This window comes from Streptomyces sp. R44 (genome assembly GCF_041053105.1).
Classification (GTDB): Bacteria; Actinomycetota; Actinomycetes; order Streptomycetales; family Streptomycetaceae; genus Streptomyces.
In genome coordinates, this window is record NZ_CP163444.1 from 5,950,592 (window position 1) to 5,975,621 (window position 25,030).

The window sequence follows — 25,030 nt, forward strand, 5'->3', positions numbered from 1 at the left end:
GGGGGTGGGGCCGTGGCATTGCCAGGCCGTGTGAGGGGAGACGACCACAGTGAACGGTCAGCCGATATCGGGGGCACGGGGACGCCGGCGCGGGGGCGCCAGGCTGCAGGCCCTGGCGGCGGGGGCGCTGCTCCTCGTCCTGACCGCCTGCGGCGGCGGTGAGACCGCCACCGGTGGCGGTGCGGGGGGACAGGCGCCGGCCGCCCAGGGCGGCGGCAAGCAGGAGAACGCGGCCTCCCAGGCGGTCGTGACGATCCTTCCGAAGGACGGTGCCGACTCGGTCGCCACCAGCGGGGCCCTGAAGGTCACCGCGGCGCAGGGCAAGCTGACCACGGTCACGGTCGCCGACTCCAAGGGCACCCAGGTCGAGGGCAAGATCGCCGCCGACGGCGCCAGCTGGTCGCCGACCGCGCACCTGGCCGCGGCCACGCAGTACAAGGTCCACGCGATCGCGAAGGACGCCGACGGCCGCGAGTCGGCGAAGGACACCACCTTCACCACGCTGGTCCCGAAGAACACCTTCATCGGCCAGTACACGCCGGAGGACGGTTCGACCGTCGGCGTCGGCATGCCGGTGTCCATCAACTTCAGCCGGGGCATCACCGACCCGGAGGCCGTCGAGAAGGCCATCAAGGTGACGGCCGTGCCGGCCGTGCAGATCGAGGGCCACTGGTTCGGCAACGACCGGCTCGACTTCCGTCCCAAGGACTACTGGGCCGCCGGCACCAAGGTGACGGTGCAGCTCAACCTGGACGGCGTCGAGGGCCGCCCCGGCGTCTACGGCAAGCAGAAGAAGACGATCAACTTCACCATCGGCCGCCGTCAGGTCTCCACCGTCGACGCGAGCGCCAAGACGATGAAGGTCGAGCGGGACGGGGCGATCATCAAGACGATCCCGATCACCGCGGGCGCGCCGGCCACGACCACGTACAACGGTCAGATGGTCATCAGCGAGAAGTACAAGGTGACCCGCATGAACGGGGCCACGGTCGGCTTCGGCGGCGAGTACGACATCAAGGACGTGCCGCACGCGATGCGTCTGTCCAACTCGGGCACCTTCGTGCACGGCAACTACTGGGCGCCGTCCTCCACCTTCGGCTCCAGCAACGTCAGCCACGGCTGCGTCGGCCTGGAGGACGCGCGGGGCGCGGGCGACAGCTCGACTCCGGCGGCCTGGTTCTACGACCGCTCGATCATCGGTGACGTCGTGATCGTGAAGAACTCCAAGGACAAGCAGATCACCCCGGAGAACGGCCTCAACGGCTGGAACATGGACTGGTCGGAGTGGATCGCCTAGTCGTACGCGACTGAGCGCGGGCCCGGTGCTGTGAGCAACAGCACCGGGCCCCTTCGCGTTAACGGACACTAACCTTTCCCCATGACTGTGAACCTCGAAGTCGCCGAAGGCGTCGGCACGATCCGCCTCGACCGTCCCCCGATGAACGCCCTGGACATCGCCACCCAGGACCGGCTGCGCGAGCTGGCCCAGGAGGCGACCGACCGCGACGACGTGCGGGCCGTGGTCCTCTACGGCGGCGAGAAGGTGTTCGCGGCCGGCGCGGACATCAAGGAGATGCAGGTCATGGACCACGTGGCCATGGTCAAGCGCTCGCGCGCCCTCCAGGACTCCTTCACCGCCGTCGCCCGCATCCCCAAGCCGGTCGTCGCCGCGATCACCGGCTACGCGCTGGGCGGCGGCTGCGAGCTCGCGCTCTGCGCCGACTACCGGATCGCCGGCGACAACGCGAAGCTGGGCCAGCCGGAGATCCTGCTCGGCCTGATCCCCGGCGCGGGCGGCACCCAGCGCCTGTCGCGGCTCGTCGGTCCCTCCAAGGCCAAGGACCTCATCTTCACCGGCCGGATGGTGAAGGCGGACGAGGCCCTGACGCTCGGTCTGGTCGACCGGGTCGTCCCGGCCGCCGAGGTGTACGAGCAGGCGCACGCCTGGGCCGCGAAGCTGGCGCAGGGCCCGGCCGTCGCCCTGCGGGCCGCGAAGGAGGCGATCGACCAGGGTCTGGAGGCCGACATCGACACCGGTCTCGCCATCGAGCGCAACTGGTTCGCGGGCCTGTTCGCCACCGAGGACCGGGAGCGCGGGATGCGCTCCTTCGTCGAGGAGGGCCCCGGGAAGGCGAAGTTCGCCTGACGATCCTTCACGGGTGGGGGCCGATTCCAGCGGAACGGCCCCCGCGGAGGGCTCCGTACGGCCATGATGGGGGGCATGGCGGGCCTGGAGGGTAGGGAACAACCGTGGCAGCGCGCGAGCGCCGCCGCGCCGCGGTGGTCACCGGCCGCGGACGACGAACAGGCCGCCGACGCAGTGGAGTTGTACGGCAATCCGGCCGAGGAGGATGTCCGGCTGCCGTCCCGCCCCGAGTCCGCGTGGGTGGCCCGCAGGCTCACCCAGCACGTCGTGCTGCGGCAGTGGGCGCTCGGTCCGACGATCGCCGAGCACGCGGTGCTGCTCGTCTCGGAGCTCGTCGGGAACGCCGTCCGGCACACCGGGGCCAGGGTCTTCGCGCTGCGGTTACAGCGGCGCCGCGGCTGGATCCGGATCGAGGTGCGCGACCCCTCGCGCGGACTGCCGTGTCTGATGCCGGTGCACGAGCTCGACATCAGCGGCCGCGGGCTCTTCCTCGTCGACAAGCTCGCCGACCGCTGGGGCGTGGACCTGGCGCCGCGCGGCAAGACGACCTGGTTCGAGATGCGGGTCGCCGACCGGCCCTGAGGTGCTGATCCCGGACGCACGGAAGCCCCCGTGCGCCGTGGTGGGGTGCGTGGGGGCTTCCGTGTGGTGCGCCGTGGACGGGGGGGTGTATCCACAGCGCCGCTATGTCGACCTGGCCCGGGTCAATGGGGGTCGTGTCTCCGACTATGGCAGACGGGGGGCCTTGCCGCCAAAAGTCCCTACTGGGGCAAGGTGGGGCGAAAGCGGACAATTCAATTGTGAATCGTTGGTGACATGCGGCACTGACCTTGTAAACAGTGAATGACTATGCGGTTCGTTGATTGTTCCCCGGGGTCGTCCGCATACTGGACGTCCGACGTAGACCCGCAAACGTCCTGAATTGGCCTAATCGTGACCAATCGGGCGAAATCCCTCTTGAATGGTCGCGTGAAGCCGACCGACCGCCGAGGAGCCCTCCGGACGGGCGCGGCCGCCGCCCTCGCGGGAGCCCTCGCCACCGCCTGCGGCACGGAACCCCGCCCCGCCCCCGCCACCGCCGCCGCGCGCCACCCCCCCCCCGCGCCCCCGTCGCCGCCCCGGCCCCGCGCCGCTTCCCCGGACAGCCGGACGAGATCGCCCACGGCCCCCGCGACCGGCCCCGCGTCGCCCTCACCTTCCACGGCCAGGGCGACCCCGCCCTCGCCCGGCGGCTCCTCACCCAGGCCGAGCGGGCCGGCGCCCGCGTCACCGTCCTCGCCGTCGGCAGCTGGCTCGACGAGCACCCCGCCCTGGCCCGCCGCATCCTCGACGGCGGCCACGACCTCGGCAACCACACCCAGCGCCACATCGACATCAACGCCATGACCGAGGCCGAGGCCCTCGCCGAGATCGAGGCCTGCTCCGGACGGCTGCGCCGGCTCACCGGCTCCGTCGGCACCTGGTTCCGCCCCTCCCGCGCCCGGAACGCCGCCCCCCACGTCCTGCGGGCCGCCCGGCGCTCCGGATACCCGCACGTCCTCTCGTACGAGGTCGACTCCCTCGACTTCACCTCGCCCGGCGCCGCGGCCGTCGTCCGCAACGTCACCGGGACGGTCCGCGCCGGATCCGTCGTCAGCCTGCACTTCGGCTACCCGGACACCGCCGCCGCGCTGCCCCTCCTCCTCGCCGACCTCGACCGCCGCGGCCTGAGCGCGGTCACCACCACGGAGCTGCTGAGCTGATGGCACACCTCACGAAGAGACCCCTCTCGACACGCACCCGGGTCCTCCTCGCCGCCGCCCTCCTCGCCGGCCTCGCCGGCTGCGGCAGCGCGAACCACCCCGAGGGCACCGCCCCCGTGAAGAAGGCCGCCGCCCCCGCCGTCCCCAAGCCGGCCGCCGCCGTCGGACTGCCCGGCATGCCGCCCCCGCTCGACGCGCACGACGTCTACGCCGCCGACCGGCCGAACCGGCTCTCCCCGGTGGTACGGAACTTCCCCTCCCGGGTCTACGTCCCCAACACCAACTCCAACACCGTCTCCGTCATCGACCCCGCCACCTACCAGGTCGTCGAGACCATCCCGGTCGGCGCCCAGCCCCAGCACGTCGTGCCCTCCTGGGACCTGAAGACCCTCTGGGTCAACAACGACCGGGGCCACACCCTCACCCCCATCGACCCGGCCACGGGCGTCGCCGGCAAGCCCGTCGAGGTCCACGACCCGTACAACCTCTACTTCACGCCCAACGGCAGGTACGCCATCGTGATGGCCTCGCTCGACCGCGAACTCGTCTTCCGCGACCCGCACACCATGGAGCGGAAGAAGACCGTCCCGGTCAGCTGCTACGGCGTCAACCACGCCGACTTCTCCGCCGACGGACGCTACTTCGTCGTCTCCTGCGAGTTCTCCGGCGAACTCCTCAAGGTCGACACCGAGAAGATGGAGGTGATCGGCCAGCAGAAACTGCCCTTCGACGGCGCCATGCCGCAGGACGTGAAGATCTCGCCCGACGGAAAGACCTTCTACATCGCCGACATGATGGCCCACGGCATGTGGGTCCTGGACGGCGAGAAGTTCACCACCCCCAGCCTCCTCCCCACCGGCAAGGGCTGCCACGGCCTCTACATCAGCCGGGACTCCCGCGAGATGTACGTCTCCAACCGCGGCGAGGGCTCGGTCTCCGTCTTCGACTTCGGGCAGAACAAGCTCACCAAGAAGTGGCGGCTCCCGGACGGCGGCTCCCCCGACATGGGCGGCGTCTCCGCCGACGGCAAGGTCCTCTGGCTCTCCGGACGCTACGACTCCGAGGTCTACGCCCTCGACACCACCACCGGCAAGCAGCTCGCCCGCATCCCCGTCGGCAGCGGCCCGCACGGACTCGCCGTCTATCCGCAGCCGGGCCGCTACTCCCTGGGCCACACCGGGATCTTCCGGTAGCGGCTCAGCCGGCGATCAGGAGGGCCTCCGAGGCCACCGGGCGGTAGCCCGCCGCCTGGAACACGCGGACGCTCCGGGCATTGCCCGGAGCCTGCTGGGCCCACACCACCTCGCCCGGGGTGAGGTGGCGGGCCGCCGTCGCCAGGGCCCGCCCCAGGCCCCGGTGGCGCACCTCCTCGTCCACCTCGATCGCCGCCTCCCAGCGGCCCGCGACGCCCCTGCCCAGGATCAGGACACCGCCGTCGGCCGCCCACACCCGGACCTCGTCGCGGTACTTCAGCGCCCGCGCCACCCGGGGATGCGACGGGTCGTCGATCTCGCGGAGCTCCAGCGGGGGCGGGCCCGGCAGCGCGTCGGCCACCGTGAGCAGGTCGATCGTGTTCATGTGCCGGCCGGTGCGGGCCATCAGGGCCAGCAGGAAGGCCGGGTTCATGCTCGCCGCGAGCGGATCGGCCGACGTGGCCGCCAGCGCGGCCCGTACCCACTCCGGGTCGGCGTCCGTGAAGACCACCGAGTGCGCCGTGAAGGCCAGCACCCCCGCGTCCCGGGGGCCCGGCTGGGGCACCACCGTCGTCGAACCGTCCGGGGGCGGGAACTCCCCGCGTGCCGCCGCTGCCAGAATCCGTGCCACGTCGTCGCTCATACCGCCATCATCCGCCAGGGCGGGGGCCCGCTAATCTGACCCCGTCAGACAAGCACCAAGAAGGGGCGGACGCAGTGGCGGACATCGACTCGGCACGCACGGCATTCAACAGGTTCGACGTGGACGGCGACGGTTTCATCACCGCCGCGGAGTACAAGCACGTCATGGCGGAGCTGGGCGACTTCAACGTCACCGAGACGGTCGCCGAGGTGCTCATCAAGCAGCGCGACGACAACGGCGACGGCGTGCTGTCCTGGGACGAGTTCTGGGCGCACTACAGCAAGGCCTGACCCGCCCGCCCGGGCGGGCGGAGCAACGTGAGTTGCCGCCCGTCCGGGGCCCGGTCAGCCGCGCAGGGTGACGTGGATGGACGAGCCCCACAGCACGACCGCCGCGCCGAGGCCCACGACCGCGCGCACCGTCTCCGTCGAGGCCCCGGCCGCGAGGACGGCGAGACCGACCAGCGAGACCGCCGTGAGCAGGATCGCGGTCCACTTGTACTGCCGCTGGTCGAAGAGGCGGGCCAGCGGGAAGAAGTGCAGTCCCACGACGAGGCAGATCCCGACCGGGATCAGCTCCGCGTGGCCTGAGGCGTCCGACGCGGCGATCACCGCGAGGATCGCCGCCAGTTCGGCCGCGTTGACCAGACCGACCCCCCGGTTCCATTTCGCGGGCAGTCGTACGGTCCGTGTCACCGGCCTGGTGGTGCCCCGGAAGGCCCGCTCCAGTACGGCGGTCGTCACCGCCATCGCCACGACGTCGACCGGTGTCGCGACGGGCGTTCCCGAGCCGCCCGCGAGCGCCCAGACCAGGGCGAAGACGGCGAGGACGATCGCGCCCCGGCGCCGCAGGGTTCGCGTCAGGTCGACGCACGCGGCGTCCATGTGTTCGACGGTCATGGCGCGGACAGTACAGCGGAAACCCGACCCCGGTGCCGGTTTCGGCGAACCCTGAGGCGGATTGGCCTAGACCTATTGTGCGGCCCTGTCCGCGACGGTACGTTCGTCCCCGGCTGCGCAGCCGGACGTACCGCAACGCACCGCACCACATCGCATCGTCACGTACTCCGCCGGGGCATCCCGGCGTTTTCAGGAGGCAATGCCATGTACCGCCGCACAGCAGCCGCACTCGCCACGGCCGTCACCGCCGGGGCGCTCGCGCTCGGCGCCGCCGGGGCCGCCCAGGCCGGCCCCGGCCCCGGCTACTACGCGAACAGCTCCTACGGCTCGTACGCCGACTGCCAGGCCGCGGGGAAGGCCGGCTACCGCATCTGGGGTCCGATCTACTCCTGCGAGCCCTTCAGCGCCGACCGCCAGGACGTCATCGTCCTCTGGGTCCGCGCCTGACGAGGAAACGGCCGGCCCCGGGGATCCCGGGGCCGGCCGTCCTCACGTGGTGCTCAGCGCTCTGCTCAGCACTCGATGATGTTCACCGCGAGACCGCCGCGCGCGGTCTCCTTGTACTTGACGCTCATGTCGGCGCCCGTCTCCTTCATGGTCTTGATGACCTTGTCCAGGGAGACCAGGTGGCTGCCGTCGCCGCGCATCGACATCTTCGCCGCCGTGACGGCCTTCACCGCCGCCATGCCGTTCCGCTCGATGCACGGGATCTGCACCAGACCGCCGACCGGGTCGCAGGTCAGGCCCAGGTTGTGCTCCATGCCGATCTCGGCCGCGTTCTCCACCTGCTCCGGGGAGCCGCCGAGGACCTCGGCGAGCGCGCCGGCCGCCATCGAGCAGGCCGAGCCGACCTCGCCCTGGCAGCCGACCTCGGCGCCGGAGATCGAGGCGTTCTCCTTGAAGAGCATGCCGACCGCGCCGGCCGCGAGCAGGAAGCGGACGATGCCGTCCTCGTCCGCGCCGGGCACGAAGTTCATGTAGTAGTGCAGGACGGCGGGGATGATGCCGGCCGCGCCGTTCGTCGGGGCGGTGACCACGCGGCCGCCCGCCGCGTTCTCCTCGTTCACGGCCATCGCGTAGAGCGTGATCCACTCCATGGCGTGCGCGGCCGGGTCGCCCTCGGAGCGCAGCTTGCGGGCCGAGGTCGCGGCGCGGCGGCGGACCTTCAGGCCGCCGGGCAGGATGCCCTCACGGGACATGCCGCGCGAGACACAGGCCTGCATGACCCGCCAGATCTCCAGGAGACCCGTGCGGATCTCCTCCTCGGTGCGCCAGGCCTTCTCGTTCTCCAGCATCAGGGAGGAGATCGACAGGCCGGTCTCCTTGGTGAGGCGGAGCAGCTCGTCGCCGGTGCGGAAGGGGTACTTCAGGACGGTGTCGTCCGGGATGATCGGGTTCTCGCCGGCCACCGCGTCCTCGTCGACGACGAAACCGCCGCCGACGGAGTAGTACGTCTTCTCCAGGACGAGCCCGCCCTCGGCGTCGTACGCGAAGACCGTCATGCCGTTGGCGTGGTACGGGAGCGCCTTGCGCCGGTGCAGGACCAGGTCGGCGTCGAAGTCGAAGGGGATCTCGTGCGCGCCGAGCAGGTTGATCTTCCCGCCGGCCTTGATCCGCTCGAACTCGTCGTCGGCGGTCTCCACGTTCACCGTGCGCGGCGAGTTGCCCTCCAGGCCGAGGAGCACGGCCTTCGGGGTGCCGTGGCCGTGGCCGGTGGCGCCGAGCGAGCCGTACAGCTCCGCTCGTATCTTCGCGGTGTGGGCGAGCAGGCCCTCGTTCTTCAGGCGGCGGGCGAACATCCGGGCAGCCCTCATGGGGCCCACCGTGTGGGAGCTCGACGGACCGATGCCGATCGAGAACAGGTCGAAGACCGAGATGGCCACGGGAGGACTCCTTGTGGGGGCTGGACGCCGTTGTCTGCCGGGGTGGAGCAGCGAGGGCTGAGCAAGGGGCGGGGCACCACGCTCACTGTCCAGTGTGCGTGGTGCCCCGGAGATTTCGTACGAACAAAAGGGTACGAAATTACTTCAGGCCGGGGTACAGCGGGTGCTTGTCCGCCAGAGCGGTCACCCGGGCCTTGAGGGCCGCGGCCTTGTCGGCGTCGAAGCCCGGCTTCAGGGTCTCCGCGATGACGTCGGCGACCTCGGCGAAGTCCTCGGCCTGGAAGCCGCGGGTCGCGAGCGCCGGCGTGCCGATGCGCAGACCGGAGGTGACCATCGGCGGGCGCGGGTCGTTCGGAACGGCGTTCCGGTTGACCGTGATGCCGACCTCGTGGAGACGGTCCTCGGCCTGCTGGCCGTCGAGCTCGGAGTCGCGCAGGTCCACCAGGACCAGGTGCACGTCCGTGCCGCCGGACAGGACGGAGACACCGTGGGCGGTGACGTCGTCCTGGACCAGGCGCTCGGCCAGCGCGCGGGCGCCGTCCAGGGTGCGCTGCTGGCGCTCCTTGAACTCCTCCGAGGCCGCGACCTTGAAGGAGACGGCCTTGGCCGCGATCACGTGCTCCAGCGGGCCGCCCTGGAAACCGGGGAAGACCGAGGAGTTCAGCTTCTTCGCGAACTCCTTCTTCGCCAGGATGATGCCGCCCCGCGGGCCGCCGAGCGTCTTGTGCGTGGTGGAGGTCACCACGTCCGCGTACTCGACCGGGTTCGGGTGCAGACCGGCGGCGACCAGGCCGGCGAAGTGGGCCATGTCGACCCACAGGTAGGCCTCGACCTCGTCGGCGATCCGGCGGAACTCGGCGAAGTCCAGCTGGCGCGGGTAGGCGGACCAGCCCGCGATGATCACCTTCGGGCGGTGCTCCTTGGCGAGGCGCTCGACCTCGGCCATGTCGACCAGACCGGCCTCGTCCACGTGGTACGCGACCACGTTGAACTGCTTGCCGGAGAAGTTCAGGCGCATGCCGTGGGTGAGGTGGCCGCCGTGGGCCAGGTCCAGACCCAGGATCGTGTCGCCGGGCTGGGCGATCGCGAAGAGGGCGGCCTGGTTCGCGGAGGCGCCGGAGTGCGGCTGCACGTTGGCGTACTCGGCGCCGAACAGGTCCTTGATCCGGTCGATCGCGATCTGCTCGGCCACGTCGACGTGCTCGCAGCCGCCGTAGTAGCGGCGGCCCGGGTAGCCCTCGGCGTACTTGTTGGTGAGGACGGAGCCCTGGGCCTCCATGACCGCGACCGGAGCGAAGTTCTCCGAGGCGATCATCTCGAGGGTGGACTGCTGACGGCGGAGCTCGGCGTCGACGGCGGCGGCGACGTCGGGGTCCAGCTCGTGGAGGGGAGTGTTCAGAAGCGACATGAATCGATCCCTAGGGGGTCTCGGGCCCGGTCTCAGTTCCCGGCGAACTCGGTGTACTCGTCGGCGGAGAGCAGATCGTCCGGCGTCTCCGCGACGCGCACCTTGAACAGCCAGCCACCCTCGAACGGAGCCGTGTTCACCAGGGACGGGTCGTCCACCACGTCCTGGTTGGCCTCGACGACCTCGCCCGTGACGGGGGAGTAGAGGTCGCTGACCGACTTCGTCGACTCCAGCTCGCCACAGGTCTCGCCCGCGGTGACGGTCGAGCCGACGGCCGGGAGGTCCGCGTAGACGACGTCACCGAGCGCGTTGGCCGCGAACTCCGTGATGCCGACCGTCGCGACGCCGTCCTCGGCGGCCGACAGCCACTCGTGCTCCTTGGTGTACTGCAGCTGCTGGGGGTTGCTCATGACCTGATTCTCCTGGATCGGGGGAGTACTGATGAACGTGGGTCTTGCGGGGTGAGACGAGGAGTGAGACGACTGCGTCACTTCTGGCGCTTGTAGAACGGCAGCGCCACGACCTCGTAGGGCTCGTGGGTGCCGCGGATGTCCACACCTACACCCTGGGTGCCGGGCTCGGCGTGCGCCGCGTCCACGTACGCCATCGCGATCGGCTTTCCGAGCGTCGGGGAGGGGGCGCCGGAGGTGACCTCGCCGATGACCTGGCCGTCCTTGACGACCGGGAAGCCGGCGCGCGGGACCCGGCGGCCCTCGGCGACCAGACCGACGAGCTTGCGCGGCGGGGCGGTCTCGGCGCGCTGGGCGGCCTTCTCCAGGGCCTCGCGGCCGACGAAGCGGCCCTCGTTGGTGGTCTTCTCGAACTTCACGACCCGGCCGAGGCCGGCGTCGAAGGGGGTGAGGGCCGTGGTCAGCTCGTGGCCGTAGAGCGGCATGCCCGCCTCCAGGCGGAGCGTGTCGCGGCAGGACAGGCCGCAGGGGATCAGGCCGACGCCCTCGCCCGCCTCGGTGAGCGCCTTCCACACGCCCTCGGCGTGCTCGGGCTTCAGGAACAGCTCGAAGCCGTCCTCGCCGGTGTAGCCGGTGCGGGCGATCAGCGCCGGGACGCCCGCGACCGTGCCGGGCAGGCCGGCGTAGTACTTGAGGCCGTCCAGGTCGGCGTCGGTGATCGACTTCAGGATGCCGGGGGACTCCGGGCCCTGGACCGCGATCAGGGCGTACGCGTCACGGTCGTCGCGGACCTCGGCGTCGAATCCCCCGTTCTCGGCCGCGCGGGCGACCAGGGCGTCGAGGACGACCTGGGCGTTGGAGGCGTTGGCGACGACCATGTACTCGGTCTCGCCGAGGCGGTAGACGATCAGGTCGTCGACGATGCCGCCGTCCTCCTGGCAGATCATCGTGTAGCGGGCGCGGCCGTTGCCCACGGTGGAGATGTTGCCGACCAGGGCGTAGTCCAGGAGGTCCACGGCCTGCGGGCCCGTGACCGTGATCTCGCCCATGTGGGAGAGGTCGAAGAGGCCGGCCTGGTTGCGGACGGCGTTGTGCTCTTCGCGCTCGCTGCCGTACCGGAGCGGCATGTCCCAGCCGGCGAAGTCGGTCATGGTCGCGCCCAGCGAACGATGCAGGGCATCGAGGGCGGTCAGACGGGGGGCAGTGCTCATGGGGTGGCTCCCGGGTCCCAAGGGCGTGATCGGTGACGAAAACACATGACGGGCGAGGACGTCCTCCCCATCTGTCATGGAACCTGAGAGGTTCACCGAGAGCATCTCGTCACCGACGGATCGGTGCCGGGAGGTCGGCTTGCACCTTGGGTGGGGACACGACAGGTGTCCCGCTTTTCAGATCTGCCTCATCCACGCGGTACGGGGCCTGAGAGATTCAAGGGAGGGTCTTGCTCCTTCGGCGCCCGGACGCGCTCGGCGGTCCGGAACTCTCCCGCGCGGATTCGAGCGGCCGGTATGCGATTGTGCGGCGACTGTGCGCGCCTGGCGCGCACATCATTGCATGCGGTGTCGGCGGGGCAAATCGCTTGTGTCGCATTACCGATTCTTTACACTTCGTGGGCAAGGGTCTCCCAAGGTCTCCTGGGACCCGACAGGGGGAGAGCGATGAGGATCCAGCACACCGGCGCATACGCGACGAGCACCGGCATACCGTCCCAGCGGGCCCGCGCCCGGAGCCGCGGCCGCGGCCGCCTCCTGCGGGACCTGCGCGAGCGCGGCGGCCGCGGCCCCCGCGCCCTCACCTACGCCGCCGGCGACCTCGTCGTCGTCTCCGGGCTGCCCGGCAGCGGCAAGTCCACCCTGATGAAGCGCGCCGCCCAAGACAGCGGCATCGACTCCCAGGACGCCCGCGAGCGCTGGGAGGCCCGGATGCCGCGCCTCCTCCCGTACGCCGTCTACCGCCCCCTGGTCCGGATCGCGCACTACGCCGGACTGCGCCGCGCCCTGCGGTCCGGCGCGAGCCTGATCGTCCACGACTGCGGCACCCAGTCCTGGGTGCGGGGCTGGCTCGCCCGCGAGGCGAGACGGCGCGGCCGCGCCCTGCACCTGGTCCTCCTCGACGTCACCCCGGACACCGCGCGGGCCGGCCAGGAGGCCCGCGGCCGGGGCGTCTCCACGTACGCCTTCGCGCGGCACCGGCGGGCCGTCGGCCGGCTCCTGCGGGCCGCCGAGTCCGGCCGCCTCCCGCACGGCTGCGCCTCGGCGACCCTCCTCGACCGGGACGCCGCCGACTCCCTCCGCAGGATCGGCTTCCGGGAGACCGCCTAGGGGGCGTCCGGTGTCCCGGGCCGTCCCGGGACGCCCGTACCCTTCCCTTTTGGCCACGGCGGTGCCGGGGCGGCGTTAGGGTGCTGCCGGGCGGCCGGTGCGGCAGGCCGTGCGAGAAGGGGAAGACGCGACCGTGGACGTGACGTGGCCGGGCAACGAGCTCGAAGAGGTCCTTGCCGCCTCACTCGGCAACCCCGAGGCGGGCGGCCGGCTGGTCGAGGTGCTCGGCCGCAGCCCGGTCTGGGTGCCCCTGCCCAACGGCGGCGGCCCGGACAGCCCCGGACTCGACCTCGCCACGATGGAGATCGAGGGCGCGGCCTACGTGCCCGTCTTCAGCTCCGAGCAGCAGTTCCTCGCCGTCGTCGGCGACCACATGTCCTTCACCGTCGCCCCCGCCCGTGACTTCGCCCGCGGACTGCCCCCGCAGCTCGGCATCGCCGTGAACCCCGGCGGCACCGTCGGCGTCCCGCTGCCCCCGCCGGCCGTCGCCGAACTCTGCCGCATCGGCCGCACCCCGCTCGACGGCCCCGCCAGCGGCGGCCGCGTCCGGCTCTTCGAGCCCGACTGGCAGGACGACCCGGTCGACTTCCTCGCCGCCGCCTCCGCCGAGTTCGAGGCCACCGGAGTCGTCGTCACCGCCCGCCGCGCCCTGGCCAGCGTCGAGGGCACCGAGCCGGCCCTCTTCATCGGCGTCCAGCTGGGCGGCTGGGACGGCGTCGACCGGAACGCCCCCCTGGACGCCCTCGGCCGGGCGCTCGGCCGGGTCGAGGTCGCCTGGCCGGTCAACCTCATCCTGCTCGACATGGCGCAGGACCCGGTCGGCGACTGGATGCTGGAGCGGGTTCGCCCCTTCTACCAGCGCGCCGCCGTGTGAGCGGCCCCCTGTTTAAGCTGAACTGACTCGATCGCTGCACCGACTCGCATCGCTGCACCGACTCGATCGCTGGACAGACCCACATGGTGGACGGAAGAGGGGCGGGACCCAGGGTGAGCGCGTCAGGCACCGCTTCGACCGGGACGGTCGAGCACATGCTGCGCCAGGTGGCACCCGGACGCTACGACGCGTACGAGCAGTTGCTGCACGCCCTCGCCGACGGCGAGCTCTGGATGCTGCTCTGGCAGGGCGCCCCCGGCTCGCCCGACGCCCAGTACGGGAACATGGAGGTCGACGGCTTCGGCTACGCGCCCTGCGTCACCTCCCCGCAGGAGCTCGCCGCCTCCGGCTGGAGCCGCGCCCACGAACTCGTCACCGGCCGCGAGATCGCCCGCGCCCTCTACCCCGACCGCTGGGGCGTCTGGCTCAATCCGCACGCCCCCGGCGGCGGGGTCGGCATCCCCTGGGCCGACCTGCGCCGGATCGCCACCGGTCTGGACCGGATGCCCGCCGGGCCGCTGCGCGTCACCGAGCCCGCCCTGGAGATCCCGCAGTTCTACGCCCTGCTCACGCAGAACGCGCACCGCACCCCGGCCGTCCGGTCGCTGCGCCGCGGCTGGGTGCAGCCGGCGCTCGGCTCCCCGTACCTCGCCATCGGTCTCGACCTGTACGACACGTCCCCGGCGACCGTCGACACGGTCCGCTCGATGATGCGCCAGTCGATCGGCTCCGTCCCCGACGGACTGCCCGTCTCCACGGTCGCCCTCTCCGACGCGTACGACCCGGTGGCGCTCTGGCTGCGGGCGAACGCGCGCCCCTTCTACGACCGCGAGGCACACGCCGGACGCGGTTCCGCCGCCGTACCGGGGTACGGATACCCGCCGCCGGCGCCGTCCGGATACTGAGACGCCACAAGCGTCCCACTTGTCGGAAAAGGCCTCCCGAGTCCCCTCCGGAGGCCTTCGTTCACCCCAATTCCATAGGGCACGGCACCAGTTGAGTGGCATGTCCGATTGCGCACAAGAGGGCCCCGGTTGGTCCGCTCACGTGATCACGACGTCCGGATAACGGAAGTCGCAGCACCGCATCACGTTTGAGCAAACATTCACCTTCAGGTCTGGCGGGTGATCGCAAGCGCATTGAAGACTCCCCGGAACACAGGGCGTTCGACTCCTTTCGAGCCGATGTCCAGCAGGTTGTTCCACCGAGCCGCTACCCGCGGCGGGCAAGGGCCGGCTACCGGCGGCCGAGAGGGGTCCTCACCACGATGACGGCACCACTGCACGAGACGAGTGCGGGCGAGGCGACCGCCACCGTCGACGGCGCGCCCGACGCTCCCGGCACTCCGGACAACTCCGGCGCCTCCGGCAAGGCGATCGAGGGCCGCTCGCCCTGGAAGATCGCCTGGACCCGGCTCAAGCGCGACAAACTGGCCCTCGCGGGCGCCTTCGTCGTCGTCTTCCTGATCCTCGTCGCGATCTTCGCACCGGTCATCGTGGGCCTCCTCGGCCACCCGCCGGACGAGTTCCACGAGGACCAGATCGACCCGCTGTTCGGCACGCCGATCGGGTCCTGGGGCGGCGCGAGCAAGGACTTCCTGTTCGGCGTCGAGCCCGTCAACGGCCGCGACGTCTTCAGCCGGATCGTCTACGGCGCCCGGATCTCGCTGCTCGTCGCCTTCCTGGCGGCGGTCTTCGCGGTCTTCCTCGGCACCGTCCTCGGCATCATCGCGGGCTACTTCGGCGGCTGGATCGACGCGGCCCTCAGCCGGGTCATGGACGTCATGCTCGCCTTCCCGCAGCTGCTCTTCACGATCGCCCTGGTCTCGGTGCTTCCGAACCAGTTCATGGGCCTGGACGGATCGGGCGTGCGCATCGCCGCCCTCGTCCTGGTGATCGGCTTCTTCGGCTGGCCGTACGTCGGCCGCATCGTCCGCGGCCAGACCCTCTCGCTGCGCAACCGCGAGTACGTCGAGGCCGCCCAGAGCCTGGGCGCCGGCCGGCTCTACATCCTGCGGCGCGAGCTGCTGCCCAACCTGATCGCCCCGATCATGGTCTACGCGACCCTCATGATCCCCACCAACATCCTCACCGAAGCGGCGCTCAGCTTCCTCGGCGCGGGTGTGAAGCCTCCCACCGCTTCCTGGGGCCAGATGCTGTCGACGGCCATCACCACCTACGAGTCGGACCCCCTCTTCATGGTGATCCCCGGCCTCGCGATCTTCATCACCGTTCTGGCGTTCAACCTCTTCGGCGACGGCGTGCGTGACGCGCTCGACCCGAAGGGCTCCCGCTGACCGTTCGCCGACGACACGCAAGACCCGCCCCTGCCGCTGGCGACAGGAGGCCCACCCCAATCGGCGGACCGCCGTAACGGCCGCCACTATCCCGGAGGTTGCTGGACCCATGCTGAAGAGCTCTCAGCGCAGAATCGCCGCGGGCGCGCTGCTTGCCGCGGCCACGATGGTCGTCACGACCGCCTGTGGCGGCGGCAGCGGCGACGGTGGCGGCAAGGGCACGTCGGGTGCCGCCGGCTTCAACGGCGCCGTGAACAAGGTCGCCAGCCCCTCCACGAAGAAGGGCGGCGAGCTGAAGTTCATCGGCTCGCAGGAGGCCGACTCGTGGGACCCGCAGCGCGGCTACTACGGCTTCGTGTGGGACTTCCAGCGCTACTACACGCGTCAGCTCGTCTCCTTCAAGTCCGAGCCGGGCGCCGCCTCCACCGAGCTGGTCCCGGACCTCGCCACCGACTCCGGCAAGGTCTCGGCGGACGGCCTCACCTACACGTTCACGCTGAAGGACGGCGTGAAGTGGGAGGACGGCAAGCCGATCACCTCCAAGGACATCAAGTACGGCATCGAGCGCATCTGGGCCCAGGACGTCATCTCCGGCGGCCCGATCTACCTCCAGCAGGTCCTCGACCCCAAGGGCGAGTACAAGGGTCCGTACAAGGACACCACCACGGACAAGCTCGGTCTGAAGGCCATCGAGACGCCGGACGACAAGACCATCATCTTCAAGCTGCCGGTCGCCAACGGTGACTTCCTGCAGATGCTGGCCATGCCCGCCGCCTCCCCGGTCCGCCAGGACAAGGACACCAAGGCCAAGTACGGCCTGAACGTCTTCTCCTCCGGCCCGTACAAGTGGCAGTCGTACACGCCGAACAAGTCCATGAAGCTCGTCCGCAACACGAACTGGGACGCCAAGACGGACACCATCCGCAAGGCGCTCCCGGACACCATCAGCGTCACGTTCACCACGAACGCCGACGACATGGACAACCGTCTGGTCGAGGGCGAGTACGACCTCGACATCAACGCGACCGGTGTCGGCGCCGCCGCCCGCCAGAAGGTCCTCCAGCAGCACAAGGACAACGTCGACAACCCGCAGACGGGCTTCATCCGCTACGCGGTCTTCCCGCAGACGGTCATCGACAACATCGAGTGCCGCAAGGCGATCATCTACGCCGCCGACTCGAAGTCCCTCCAGACCGCCCGTGGTGGCCCGCAGGCCGGTGGCGACATCGCCTCCAACATGCTGCCGCCGGCGATCAAGGGTGCCGACCCGAAGGCCGACCCGTACGGCAAGCTCGGTGGCGCCCCGGACCTGGCCAAGGCCAAGGAGGCGCTGAAGAAGTGCGGTAAGCCGAACGGCTTCAAGACCACGATCGCGGTCCGCAACAACAAGAAGATCGAGATCGCGACCGCCGAGTCCCTCCAGCAGTCGCTGAAGGCCGTCGGCATCGACGCCCAGATCGACCAGTTCGACGGCGCCCAGACCTCCGGCATCATCGGTTCGCCGAAGGTGGTCAAGGAGAAGGGCTACGGCATCATCATCATGGGCTGGGGCGCCGACTTCCCGACCGGTCAGGGCTTCCTCCAGCCGCTGGTCGACGGCCGCTTCATCCTCCAGAGCGGCAACAACAACTTCTCCGAGCTGAACGACAAGGCCATCAACGGCCTGTTCGACCAGGCGCTGAAGGAGACCGACCCGACCAAGGCCGGCGAGCTCTACAAGCAGATCAACACGAAGGTGTCGGAGGCCGCGGTCTACCTGCCCTTCACCCACGAGAAGAACATCATCTGGCGCAGCTCCCGGCTGACCAACGTCTACACGGCGGACGCCTACAACGGCCGCTACGACTACGCGTCGCTCGGCGTCGTCAAGTAATCCGACCCGCTTCACCGGCGCACCACCCGCCGCCAGGTCCGAAGGGCAGGTGATGGCCGCCCCGGCGGCCGGGGAATCCGATCGGGTTCCCCGGCCGCCGACCGGCCGACCGCATGCTTGCATACATAATCCGGCGACTCTTCGCGGTCGTCGTGATGCTGCTCGTCGTCACACTGGTGACGCTCAGCATCTTCTTCCTCATCCCCAAGATGACCGGCAGCGATCCTGCCGCGATGTTCGTCGGCAAGCAGGCGGATCCGGCTTCCATCGAGGCCATCCGGCAGAAGCTGGGCCTGGACGAGCCGATCCTGGTGCAGTTCTGGCACTTCGTCTCCGGCATCTTCGTCGGGCGTGACTACACCGGCGGCGGCGACACCATCCACTGCGCCGCGCCCTGCTTCGGCTACTCGTTCCGTACCGAGCAGGACGTCTGGACCATGCTGACCGACGCCTTCCCGGTCACCCTGTCCATGGTTCTCGGTGCCGCCGTGCTGTGGCTGGTCCTCGGTGTCTCCACGGGTGTGGTCTCCGCGCTCAAGCGGGGCACGATGATCGACCGCGCGGCGATGATCACCGCGCTGGCCGGCGTCTCGCTCCCCATCTTCTTCACCGCCATGCTCTCCATGCTCGTCTTCCGCACGCAGCTGGGCTGGCTCAAGTCCTCGTACACCCCGATCACCGATTCCTTCGGCGGCTGGTTCGGCGGCCTGCTCCTTCCCTGGGTCACCCTCGCCTTCCTGTACGCGGCGATGTACGCGCGCCTCACCCGCGCCACCATGCTGGAGGTCCTCGGCGAGGACTACATCCGCACCGCGCGGGCCAAGGGCCTGCCGGAGCCGGTCGTGCTCGGCAAGCACGCCATGCGCTCCACCATGACCCCCATCCTGACCATCTTCGGCATGGACCTCGGCGCCCTCGTCGGCGGCGCGATCCTGACCGAGACCGCGTTCAGCCTTCCCGGCCTCGGCCAGGCGGCCTTCCGGGCCGTCAGCGAGCGGGACCTGCCGCTGATCCTGGCGGTCACGCTCATCACCGCCGCCGCCGTGGTCATCGCCAACCTCGTGGTGGACCTTCTGTACGCGGTGATCGACCCCCGAGTGAGGCTCGCATGACGGACAAGCTGACGAAGACGGGCGCGGCGGTCGGAGAGCCCGTCGACACCGGGAAGTCCGCCCCGTCCGACGCCTTCCTCGACGTACGCGACCTGAAGATCCACTTCCCGACCGACGACGGTCTGGTCAAGTCGGTCGACGGTCTCAGCTTCCAGCTGGAGAAGGGCAAGACCCTCGGCATCGTGGGCGAGTCCGGCTCCGGCAAGTCGGTCACCTCGCTCGGCATCATGGGCCTGCACACCGTCGGCCAGTACGGCCGGCAGAAGGCCCGCATCTCCGGCGAGATCTGGCTGAACGGGCGCGAGCTGCTCTCCGCGGACCCCGAAGAGGTCCGCAAGATGCGCGGCCGCGAGATGGCGATGATCTTCCAGGACCCGCTGTCCGCGATGCACCCGTACTACTCCGTCGGCAACCAGATCGTGGAGGCGTACCGCATCCACAACGACGTCGACAAGAAGACGGCGAAGAAGCGGGCCGTCGAACTCCTCGACCGGGTCGGCATCCCCGAGCCCGCCAAGCGGTTCGACAACTACCCGCACGAGTTCTCCGGCGGTATGCGCCAGCGCGCGATGATCGCCATGGCGCTCGTCAACAACCCCGAGCTCCTCATCGCGGACGAGCCCACCACGGCGCTCGACGTCACCGTGCAGGCCCAGATCCTGGACCTCATGCGGGACCTCCAGAAGGAGTTCGGCTCCGCCGTCGTCATCATCACGCACGACCTCGGCGTCGTCGCCGAGCTCGCCGACGACATCCTCGTGATGTACGGCGGCCGGTGCGTCGAGCGCGGCCCCGCCGAGTCCGTCTTCTACGAGCCGCAGCACCCCTACACCTGGGGCCTGCTCGGCTCGATGCCGCGGATCGACCGCGAGCAGACCGAGCGGCTCATCCCGGTCAAGGGCAACCCGCCCAGCCTCATCAACGTCCCGAGCGGCTGCGCCTTCAACCCGCGGTGCCCGTACGCGGACGTCCCCAAGGGCGGCATCACGCGCACCCAGCGCCCCGAGCTGGCCCTGGCCGGCGAGCGCCACTACTCGGCCTGCCACATGCCGCAGGAGGAGCGCACCCGCATCTGGACCGAAGAGATTGCGCCGAAGCTGTGAGCGACAACAAGAGCACTGAGCCCCTGCTCAAGGTCACCGGCCTGCAGAAGCACTTCCCCATCCGGAAGGGCCTGCTCCAGCGCCAGACCGGTGCGGTCAAGGCGGTCGACGGGCTCGACTTCGAGGTCTACCCCGGTGAGACCCTCGGCGTCGTCGGCGAGTCCGGCTGCGGCAAGTCGACGATGGGCCGGCTCATCACCCGGCTCCTCGAACCGACCGGCGGCACCGTCGAGTTCCAGGGCACGGACATCTCCCACCTCGGCGTGGCGAAGATGCGTCCGCTGCGCCGGGACGTCCAGATGATCTTCCAGGACCCGTACGGCTCGCTGAACCCGCGCCACACGGTCGGCTCGATCGTCTCGGCCCCCTTCCGGCTCCAGGGCGTCGAGCCCGAGGGCGGCGTGAAGAAGGAGGTCCAGCGTCTGCTGGGCCTGGTCGGCCTGAACCCGGAGCACTACAACCGCTACCCGCACGAGTTCTCCGGCGGCCAGCGCCAGCGCATCGGCATCGCCCGCGCCCTGGCCCTGAAGCCGAAGCTGGTCGTCGCGGACGAGCCCGTCTCGGCCCTGGACGTCTCCATCCAGGCGCAGGTGGTGAACCTCCTGGACGACCTCCAGGAGGAGCTGGGCCTCACCTATGTGTTCATCGCCCACGACCTGTCGGTCGTCCGGCACGTCTCGGACCGCATCGCGGTGATGTACCTGGGCAAGATCGTGGAGCTCGCGGACCGCAAGTCCCTCTACGAGGCCCCGATGCACCCGTACACCAAGGCCCTGATGTCCGCGGTGCCGGTCCCGGACCCGCGGCGCCGGGGCGTGAAGAGCGAGCGCATCCTGCTCAAGGGGGACGTGCCCTCGCCGATCGCCCCGCCGGCGGGCTGCCGCTTCCACACCCGCTGCTGGAAGGCCACGGAGCTGTGCAAGACCCAGGAGCCCCCGCTCCTGGAACTCCGGCCGGGCCAGCGGGTGGCCTGCCACCACCCGGAGAACGCGGAGGGAATGACGATCCCGGCGGCCCGCGAGTCCGTGGACGTCACGATCACGAAGGCCCCGGAGCCGAAGGCCCCGGAGGCCGCGGAGGAGCCGGAGCCCGAGGACGCCCCGTCGGCTCCGGAGGAGGCTTCGGAGGCGGCCCCGGAGGCGGCCCCGGCCGAGCCGGCCGCGAAGGACGACACGTCCGGGGAGTAGTGATCCCCGGCGGAGGCCCCCGGCACGGGAACGTGCCGGGGGCCTCCGCCGTCCGCGGTACCGGGACAATGGGGCGCGTGCTCCACGAATTGTTCACCCCCTCCGTTCAACACGCCCTCGACCTCGTCGGCATCTTCGTCTTCGCCATCTCCGGCGCCCTCCTCGCCGTCCGCAAGAACTTCGACGTCTTCGGCATCGCCGTCCTCGCCGAGGTCACGGCCCTCGGCGGCGGTCTCTTCCGCGACCTGATCATCGGCGCCGTGCCCCCCGCCGCCTTCACCGATCTCGGCTACTTCCTGATGCCGCTGATCGCGACGGCCTTCGTCTTCTTCCTCCACCCGGAGGTCGAGCGCACCCAGACCGCGGTGAACGTCTTCGACGCGGCCGGCCTGGGCCTGTTCTGTGTCACCGGCACGACCAAGGCCTACGACTACGGGCTCGGCCTCACCTCCTCCGCCGCGCTCGGCCTCGCCACGGCCGTGGGCGGCGGCGTGCTGCGCGACGTCCTGGCCAACGAGGTGCCGTCGCTGCTGCGCTGGGACCGGGACCTGTACGCCGTCCCGGCGATCGTGGGCGCGACGATGGTCGTGCTCTGCATCCGGTTCGACGTCCTCAACGCGTTCACCAGCGGCGCCGCCGTGCTCACCGCCTTCGCGCTCCGGCTGCTCGCGATGCGCTACCACTGGCGCGCGCCGCGCGCCTGGAACCGCCGCTCGTCCGCGACCGAGGAACCGGAAAAAGCTACCGCTCAGTAGCTACCTGCGGTACCGTCGAAAGCATGAGCACGAGCACGGAAACCGCCGTCACGAGCGAGTTCGACCGCGACACCGCCGTCACCCTCCGGGAACCCGGCGTCTACGACGCCGAGCTCTCCGCCGGCTGGACGATCATCCGCGCCGTCAACGGCGGCTACCTCCTCGCGCTGCTCGGCCGCGCCCTCGGCGACCACCTTCCGCATCCGGACCCGTTCACGATCTCGGCGCACTACCTCACGCCGTCCGAGCCGGGCCCCGCGGTGATCCGGACGCAGACCGTGCGCACGGGCCGGACCCTCTCCACCGGTCAGGCCTCGCTCTTCCAGTACGCCGAGGACGGCACCGAGGTCGAGCGCATCCGGGTCCTCGCCTCGTACGGAGACCTCGACGCCCTCCCGGACGACGTGCGCACCACGGCGACGCCCCCGGCGATGGCGGCGATCGAGAACTGCTTCAGTGCCGCGGACAACCCGGCCCCGAGGATCCCCGGCTCTTCGGCCATCGCCGACCGGCTCGACCTCCGCCTCGACCCGGCCTGCGTGGGCTGGGCGATCGGCGCGCCCTCGGGCAAGGGCGAGATGCGCGCGTGGTTCGGTCTGGCCGACGGCCGCGAGCCCGACGCGCTGTCCGTGCTGCTCGCGGTCGACGCCCTGCCGCCGACCTCCTTCGAGCTCGGCCTCAAGGGCTGGACGCCCACGGTGGAGCTCACCACGCACGTCCGCTGCCGCCCGGCGCCGGGCCCGCTGCGGGTCTCGATCACGACGCGGAACCTGGCGGGCGGCTTCCTGGAGGAGGACGCGGAGGTCTGGGACAGCGCGAACCGCCTGGTAGCCCAATCCCGCCAACTCGCCCGCGCGCCGCGCGACTGAACCCGCCGCCCCGCCCGCGCCCGGCTGGGCGGTGCCCCCGCGCCGTGCGGTCCCGCGCCTGATCGGGCGGTGCCCCCGGCCCGGGGCTTCGCCCGCGCCGCGCGCACCCGCACTCGGGTGGGCGGCGCCCACCCGCCGTGTGGGCAATCGTCCCGCAGGGCGGGACGGGTGGGCACACGGGACGGCGCGCCCAGCGGCGCCTCCGCGTTCCGCGCCCTGACCCGCACCCCGAGCGGCGGCGCACCACGCGGTGCGGGTCCAGGCTCGGGAGCCTCTGGCGCCGGCAAGGGCGCCGTCCGTTGTGCCCACCCGTTCCGCCCCTTGCGGAACGCCTGCCCACAACGGGGTGGGGACCGCCGCGGCCGAGAACCGCCCTTCGGTCCGGCCGGAACAGGCCAGGCGCCGGGCGCCGCCGGACGGGCTCGTAGAATCGACCCACCATGGCTTACCTCGACCACGCCGCGACCACGCCCATGCTCCCCGAGGCGATCGAGGCGATGACCGCCCAGCTCGCCGTCACGGGCAACGCCTCCTCCCTGCACGCCGCCGGACGGCGCGCCCGGCGGACCGTCGAGGAGGGGCGCGAGACGCTCGCCGCCGCGCTCGGCGCGCGGCCGAGCGAGGTCGTCTTCACCTCCGGCGGCACGGAGGCCGACAACCTCGCCGTGAAGGGCCTGTACTGGTCCCGCCGCGACGCCGACCCCCGCCGCACCCGCGTCCTGGCCAGCCCGGTCGAGCACCACGCCGTCCTCGACGCCGTCGACTGGCTCGCCACCCACGAGGGCGCCCAGGTCGAGTACCTGCCCGTGGACCACCACGGCCGCGTCCACCCGGACGCGCTCCGCGAGGCGATCGCCCGCGACCCGGAATCCGTCGCCCTGGCCACCGTCATGTGGGCGAACAACGAGATCGGCACCCTCATGCCGGTCCGTGAACTCGCCGACGTCGCCGCCGAGTTCGGCGTACCCCTGCATGCCGACGCCGTCCAGGCCGTCGGTCAGGTCCCGGTCGACTTCGCCGCCTCCGGCCTCGCCGCGATGACGGTCTCCGGCCACAAGATCGGCGGCCCCTACGGCATCGGCGCCCTGCTCCTGGGCCGCGAGTACACCCCCGTACCCGTCCTGCACGGCGGCGGCCAGGAGCGGCACGTCCGCTCCGGCACCCTCGACGTGCCGGCCGTCGCCGCATTCGCCGTCGCCGCCCGGCTCGCCGCCGAGCGCCAGGAGGAGTTCGCCCGCGAGGTCGGCGCCCTGCGCGACGAACTCGTCACCACCGTCCGGACGCTCGTCCCCGACGCGATCCTCGGCGGCGACCCCGTCGACCGGCTGCCCGCCAACGCCCACTTCACCTTCCCCGGCTGCGAGGGCGACTCCCTGCTCCTGCTGCTCGACGCGGCCGGCATCGCCTGCTCCACCGGCTCCGCCTGCACCGCCGGCATCGCCCAGCCCAGCCACGTCCTGCTCGCCACCGGCACCGACCCGGACCTGGCCCGCGGCACCCTGCGCTTCTCGCTCGGCCACACCTCCAACGAGGAGGACGTGGCGGCGGTGGCCGGGGCCATCGGCCCGGCCGTCGAGCGCGCCAGGACCGCCGGCCTCAGCTGAGCCGGGAGCGCGCCTTCCGCACCAGCGCCATGTACCGCTCCCAGTCCCAGTGCGGGCCGGGATCGGTGTGGTCGGTGCCCTCCACCTCGACGTGCCCGATGATGTGCTCCCGGTCCACGGGTATCCCGTACCGGGCGCATATGTCGGCCGCGAGCCGCGCCGAGCCCTCGTACATCGCCGCCGTGAAGTCCTGCGGCCGGTCGACGAAGCCCTCGTGCTCGATGCCGATGCTCCGCTCGTTCATGTCGCGGTTCCCGGCGTGGAAGGCCACGTCGAGCTCCCGGATCATCTGCGCCACATGACCGTCCTTGCGGACCACGTAGTGCGCGGCGGCCCCGTGCGCCGGGTCCTTGAAGACCTTCAGGGCGGAGGCGTAGCTGCCCTGGACGACATGGATCACGATCCGGTCGATCGTGTAGTCGTCCGGCCGGTCGGCGCGCCGCCAGTTCGCCCGCGCCGCCGACGTCCACTGGGCGCCCTTGTGGTCCAGCTCCCCCTCGACCCGCTTCTTCTCCATCCCCGGCAGCCGCCACCACAGCCGCCCCAGCTCGTCCCTGGCCAGCGCGACCGTGCCCACCGCGGCGGCCGCGCCGCCGATCAGGACGGCCCGCCGCCCCACCCGCCGGCCGTCCGCCCCGCTCCCCGTGCCCTTCGACTTGCTCCCCATGCCCGGGAGAACGCTCACTACCGCGACCGCGGTTCCCGGCGCCCC

At 71.0% G+C, this 25,030-nt stretch carries 24 protein-coding genes, 1 pseudogene and 1 riboswitch; of the genes and pseudogenes, 18 read left to right on the plus strand and 7 right to left on the minus strand.

Going from position 1 to position 25,030, the window contains the following annotated elements; genetic code table 11:
- Positions 1-49: 49 nt before the first annotated feature.
- The 5 genes and pseudogenes from AB5J54_RS27795 to AB5J54_RS27815 all read left to right on the plus strand — a co-directional run bounded on the left by AB5J54_RS27795 (position 50) and on the right by AB5J54_RS27815 (position 5,081).
- Positions 50-1,297, plus strand: a complete 1,248-nt coding sequence (locus AB5J54_RS27795) for an Ig-like domain-containing protein (protein WP_369146634.1) — start codon at positions 50-52, stop codon at positions 1,295-1,297.
- A gap of 81 nt (positions 1,298-1,378) precedes the next feature.
- Complete coding sequence (locus AB5J54_RS27800; protein ID WP_369146635.1) at positions 1,379-2,146, plus strand: enoyl-CoA hydratase/isomerase family protein; 768 nt, start codon at positions 1,379-1,381, stop codon at positions 2,144-2,146.
- A gap of 75 nt (positions 2,147-2,221) precedes the next feature.
- Positions 2,222-2,728 (plus strand): ATP-binding protein, encoded by a 507-nt coding sequence (locus AB5J54_RS27805; RefSeq protein ID WP_369146636.1) that lies wholly within the window; start codon positions 2,222-2,224, stop codon positions 2,726-2,728.
- A 387-nt stretch (positions 2,729-3,115) separates the two neighbouring features.
- Positions 3,116-3,888: pseudogene (locus tag AB5J54_RS27810) on the plus strand (polysaccharide deacetylase family protein).
- The gene (locus AB5J54_RS27815; RefSeq protein WP_369146637.1) at positions 3,888-5,081 is read left to right on the plus strand and encodes a YncE family protein; all 1,194 of its coding nucleotides are present in this window, start codon (positions 3,888-3,890) and stop codon (positions 5,079-5,081) included. The pseudogene AB5J54_RS27810 and the gene AB5J54_RS27815 overlap by 1 nt, the downstream one beginning before the upstream one ends.
- 4 nt (positions 5,082-5,085) lie before the next feature.
- Here the strand turns inward: AB5J54_RS27815 and AB5J54_RS27820 are convergent, their stop codons facing one another.
- Complete coding sequence (locus tag AB5J54_RS27820; protein ID WP_369146638.1) at positions 5,086-5,724, minus strand: GNAT family N-acetyltransferase; 639 nt, start codon at positions 5,722-5,724, stop codon at positions 5,086-5,088.
- Between the two features lie 74 nt (positions 5,725-5,798).
- Here AB5J54_RS27820 and AB5J54_RS27825 point away from each other — a divergent pair, with 74 nt between their 5' ends.
- On the plus strand, positions 5,799-6,014 hold the full coding sequence (locus AB5J54_RS27825) for an EF-hand domain-containing protein (RefSeq protein WP_369146639.1): 216 nt from the start codon (positions 5,799-5,801) through the stop codon (positions 6,012-6,014).
- 54 nt (positions 6,015-6,068) lie between these two features.
- On the opposite strand, the gene AB5J54_RS27830 is transcribed toward AB5J54_RS27825, so the two are convergent.
- Positions 6,069-6,623 (minus strand): hypothetical protein, encoded by a 555-nt coding sequence (locus AB5J54_RS27830; protein ID WP_369146640.1) that lies wholly within the window; start codon positions 6,621-6,623, stop codon positions 6,069-6,071.
- 204 nt (positions 6,624-6,827) lie between these two features.
- On the opposite strand from AB5J54_RS27830, the gene AB5J54_RS27835 reads away from it, so the two are divergent.
- The gene (locus AB5J54_RS27835; RefSeq protein WP_369146641.1) at positions 6,828-7,070 is read left to right on the plus strand and encodes a hypothetical protein; all 243 of its coding nucleotides are present in this window, start codon (positions 6,828-6,830) and stop codon (positions 7,068-7,070) included.
- 65 nt (positions 7,071-7,135) lie between these two features.
- Here the strand turns inward: AB5J54_RS27835 and AB5J54_RS27840 are convergent, their stop codons facing one another.
- The 4 genes from AB5J54_RS27840 to gcvT form a co-directional block, all read right to left on the minus strand.
- Entirely contained in the window at positions 7,136-8,506 is a 1,371-nt protein-coding gene (locus AB5J54_RS27840) for an L-serine ammonia-lyase (RefSeq protein WP_369146642.1), read from the minus strand.
- Positions 8,507-8,645: 139 nt separating this feature from the next.
- Positions 8,646-9,914, minus strand: coding sequence for a serine hydroxymethyltransferase (gene glyA / locus AB5J54_RS27845; RefSeq protein WP_093873992.1), 1,269 nt, complete (start codon positions 9,912-9,914; stop codon positions 8,646-8,648).
- Between the two features lie 32 nt (positions 9,915-9,946).
- Positions 9,947-10,324 (minus strand): glycine cleavage system protein GcvH, encoded by a 378-nt coding sequence (gcvH, locus tag AB5J54_RS27850; protein WP_369146643.1) that lies wholly within the window; start codon positions 10,322-10,324, stop codon positions 9,947-9,949.
- Between the two features lie 77 nt (positions 10,325-10,401).
- Entirely contained in the window at positions 10,402-11,535 is a 1,134-nt protein-coding gene (gene gcvT, locus AB5J54_RS27855; RefSeq protein WP_369146644.1) for a glycine cleavage system aminomethyltransferase GcvT, read from the minus strand.
- Positions 11,536-11,722: 187 nt separating this feature from the next.
- Positions 11,723-11,822, minus strand: a riboswitch (glycine riboswitch).
- Between the two features lie 160 nt (positions 11,823-11,982).
- On the opposite strand from gcvT, the gene AB5J54_RS27860 reads away from it, so the two are divergent.
- From AB5J54_RS27860 to AB5J54_RS27910, 11 genes are all read left to right on the plus strand, one after another.
- The gene (locus AB5J54_RS27860) at positions 11,983-12,645 is read left to right on the plus strand and encodes an AAA family ATPase (protein ID WP_369146645.1); all 663 of its coding nucleotides are present in this window, start codon (positions 11,983-11,985) and stop codon (positions 12,643-12,645) included.
- A gap of 133 nt (positions 12,646-12,778) precedes the next feature.
- Positions 12,779-13,519, plus strand: coding sequence for an enhanced serine sensitivity protein SseB (locus AB5J54_RS27865; RefSeq protein WP_369146646.1), 741 nt, complete (start codon positions 12,779-12,781; stop codon positions 13,517-13,519).
- A gap of 113 nt (positions 13,520-13,632) precedes the next feature.
- Positions 13,633-14,424 carry an enhanced serine sensitivity protein SseB C-terminal domain-containing protein gene (locus tag AB5J54_RS27870; RefSeq protein WP_369146647.1) on the plus strand — a complete coding sequence of 264 codons (792 nt, stop codon included), beginning with the start codon at positions 13,633-13,635 and terminating at the stop codon, positions 14,422-14,424.
- A gap of 362 nt (positions 14,425-14,786) precedes the next feature.
- Positions 14,787-15,815 (plus strand): ABC transporter permease, encoded by a 1,029-nt coding sequence (locus tag AB5J54_RS27875; RefSeq protein ID WP_369146648.1) that lies wholly within the window; start codon positions 14,787-14,789, stop codon positions 15,813-15,815.
- A gap of 109 nt (positions 15,816-15,924) precedes the next feature.
- On the plus strand, positions 15,925-17,688 hold the full coding sequence (locus AB5J54_RS27880) for an ABC transporter substrate-binding protein (RefSeq protein WP_369146649.1): 1,764 nt from the start codon (positions 15,925-15,927) through the stop codon (positions 17,686-17,688).
- A gap of 113 nt (positions 17,689-17,801) precedes the next feature.
- A complete protein-coding gene (locus tag AB5J54_RS27885) occupies positions 17,802-18,800 on the plus strand; it encodes an ABC transporter permease (protein ID WP_369146650.1) in 999 nt (332 codons plus the stop codon).
- Positions 18,797-19,903, plus strand: coding sequence for an ABC transporter ATP-binding protein (locus AB5J54_RS27890; RefSeq protein WP_369146651.1), 1,107 nt, complete (start codon positions 18,797-18,799; stop codon positions 19,901-19,903). Before AB5J54_RS27885 ends, AB5J54_RS27890 begins: the two co-directional genes overlap by 4 nt.
- A complete protein-coding gene (locus AB5J54_RS27895; protein WP_369149472.1) occupies positions 19,873-21,090 on the plus strand; it encodes an ABC transporter ATP-binding protein in 1,218 nt (405 codons plus the stop codon). Before AB5J54_RS27890 ends, AB5J54_RS27895 begins: the two co-directional genes overlap by 31 nt.
- Positions 21,091-21,167: 77 nt before the next feature.
- Positions 21,168-21,845: a trimeric intracellular cation channel family protein gene (locus tag AB5J54_RS27900; protein ID WP_369146652.1), complete on the plus strand. Its 678-nt coding sequence runs from the start codon at positions 21,168-21,170 to the stop codon at positions 21,843-21,845.
- A 23-nt stretch (positions 21,846-21,868) separates the two neighbouring features.
- The gene (locus tag AB5J54_RS27905; RefSeq protein WP_369146654.1) at positions 21,869-22,714 is read left to right on the plus strand and encodes a thioesterase family protein; all 846 of its coding nucleotides are present in this window, start codon (positions 21,869-21,871) and stop codon (positions 22,712-22,714) included.
- 440 nt (positions 22,715-23,154) lie between these two features.
- Complete coding sequence (locus AB5J54_RS27910; RefSeq protein WP_369146655.1) at positions 23,155-24,318, plus strand: cysteine desulfurase family protein; 1,164 nt, start codon at positions 23,155-23,157, stop codon at positions 24,316-24,318.
- On the opposite strand, the gene AB5J54_RS27915 is transcribed toward AB5J54_RS27910, so the two are convergent.
- Positions 24,311-24,985: an N-acetylmuramoyl-L-alanine amidase gene (locus AB5J54_RS27915; protein ID WP_369146656.1), complete on the minus strand. Its 675-nt coding sequence runs from the start codon at positions 24,983-24,985 to the stop codon at positions 24,311-24,313. The two genes, AB5J54_RS27910 and AB5J54_RS27915, sit on opposite strands and share 8 nt — an antisense overlap.
- Positions 24,986-25,030: the final 45 nt, after the last annotated feature.

Bases quoted from the DNA above. Each gene is read 5' to 3' on its own strand.
- AB5J54_RS27800 (WP_369146635.1), top strand. From the start codon at position 1,379: ATGACTGTGAACCTCGAAGTCGCCGAAGGCGTCGGCACGATCCGCCTC.
- AB5J54_RS27805 (WP_369146636.1), top strand. From the start codon at position 2,222: ATGGCGGGCCTGGAGGGTAGGGAACAACCGTGGCAGCGCGCGAGCGCC.
- AB5J54_RS27815 (WP_369146637.1), top strand. From the start codon at position 3,888: ATGGCACACCTCACGAAGAGACCCCTCTCGACACGCACCCGGGTCCTC.
- AB5J54_RS27820 (WP_369146638.1), bottom strand. From the start codon at position 5,724: ATGAGCGACGACGTGGCACGGATTCTGGCAGCGGCGGCACGCGGGGAG.
- AB5J54_RS27830 (WP_369146640.1), bottom strand. From the start codon at position 6,623: ATGACCGTCGAACACATGGACGCCGCGTGCGTCGACCTGACGCGAACC.
- AB5J54_RS27835 (WP_369146641.1), top strand. From the start codon at position 6,828: ATGTACCGCCGCACAGCAGCCGCACTCGCCACGGCCGTCACCGCCGGG.
- glyA (WP_093873992.1), bottom strand. From the start codon at position 9,914: ATGTCGCTTCTGAACACTCCCCTCCACGAGCTGGACCCCGACGTCGCC.
- gcvH (WP_369146643.1), bottom strand. From the start codon at position 10,324: ATGAGCAACCCCCAGCAGCTGCAGTACACCAAGGAGCACGAGTGGCTG.
- gcvT (WP_369146644.1), bottom strand. From the start codon at position 11,535: ATGAGCACTGCCCCCCGTCTGACCGCCCTCGATGCCCTGCATCGTTCG.
- AB5J54_RS27860 (WP_369146645.1), top strand. From the start codon at position 11,983: ATGAGGATCCAGCACACCGGCGCATACGCGACGAGCACCGGCATACCG.
- AB5J54_RS27875 (WP_369146648.1), top strand. From the start codon at position 14,787: ATGACGGCACCACTGCACGAGACGAGTGCGGGCGAGGCGACCGCCACC.
- AB5J54_RS27880 (WP_369146649.1), top strand. From the start codon at position 15,925: ATGCTGAAGAGCTCTCAGCGCAGAATCGCCGCGGGCGCGCTGCTTGCC.
- AB5J54_RS27885 (WP_369146650.1), top strand. From the start codon at position 17,802: ATGCTTGCATACATAATCCGGCGACTCTTCGCGGTCGTCGTGATGCTG.
- AB5J54_RS27890 (WP_369146651.1), top strand. From the start codon at position 18,797: ATGACGGACAAGCTGACGAAGACGGGCGCGGCGGTCGGAGAGCCCGTC.
- AB5J54_RS27905 (WP_369146654.1), top strand. From the start codon at position 21,869: ATGAGCACGAGCACGGAAACCGCCGTCACGAGCGAGTTCGACCGCGAC.
- AB5J54_RS27910 (WP_369146655.1), top strand. From the start codon at position 23,155: ATGGCTTACCTCGACCACGCCGCGACCACGCCCATGCTCCCCGAGGCG.
- AB5J54_RS27915 (WP_369146656.1), bottom strand. From the start codon at position 24,985: ATGGGGAGCAAGTCGAAGGGCACGGGGAGCGGGGCGGACGGCCGGCGG.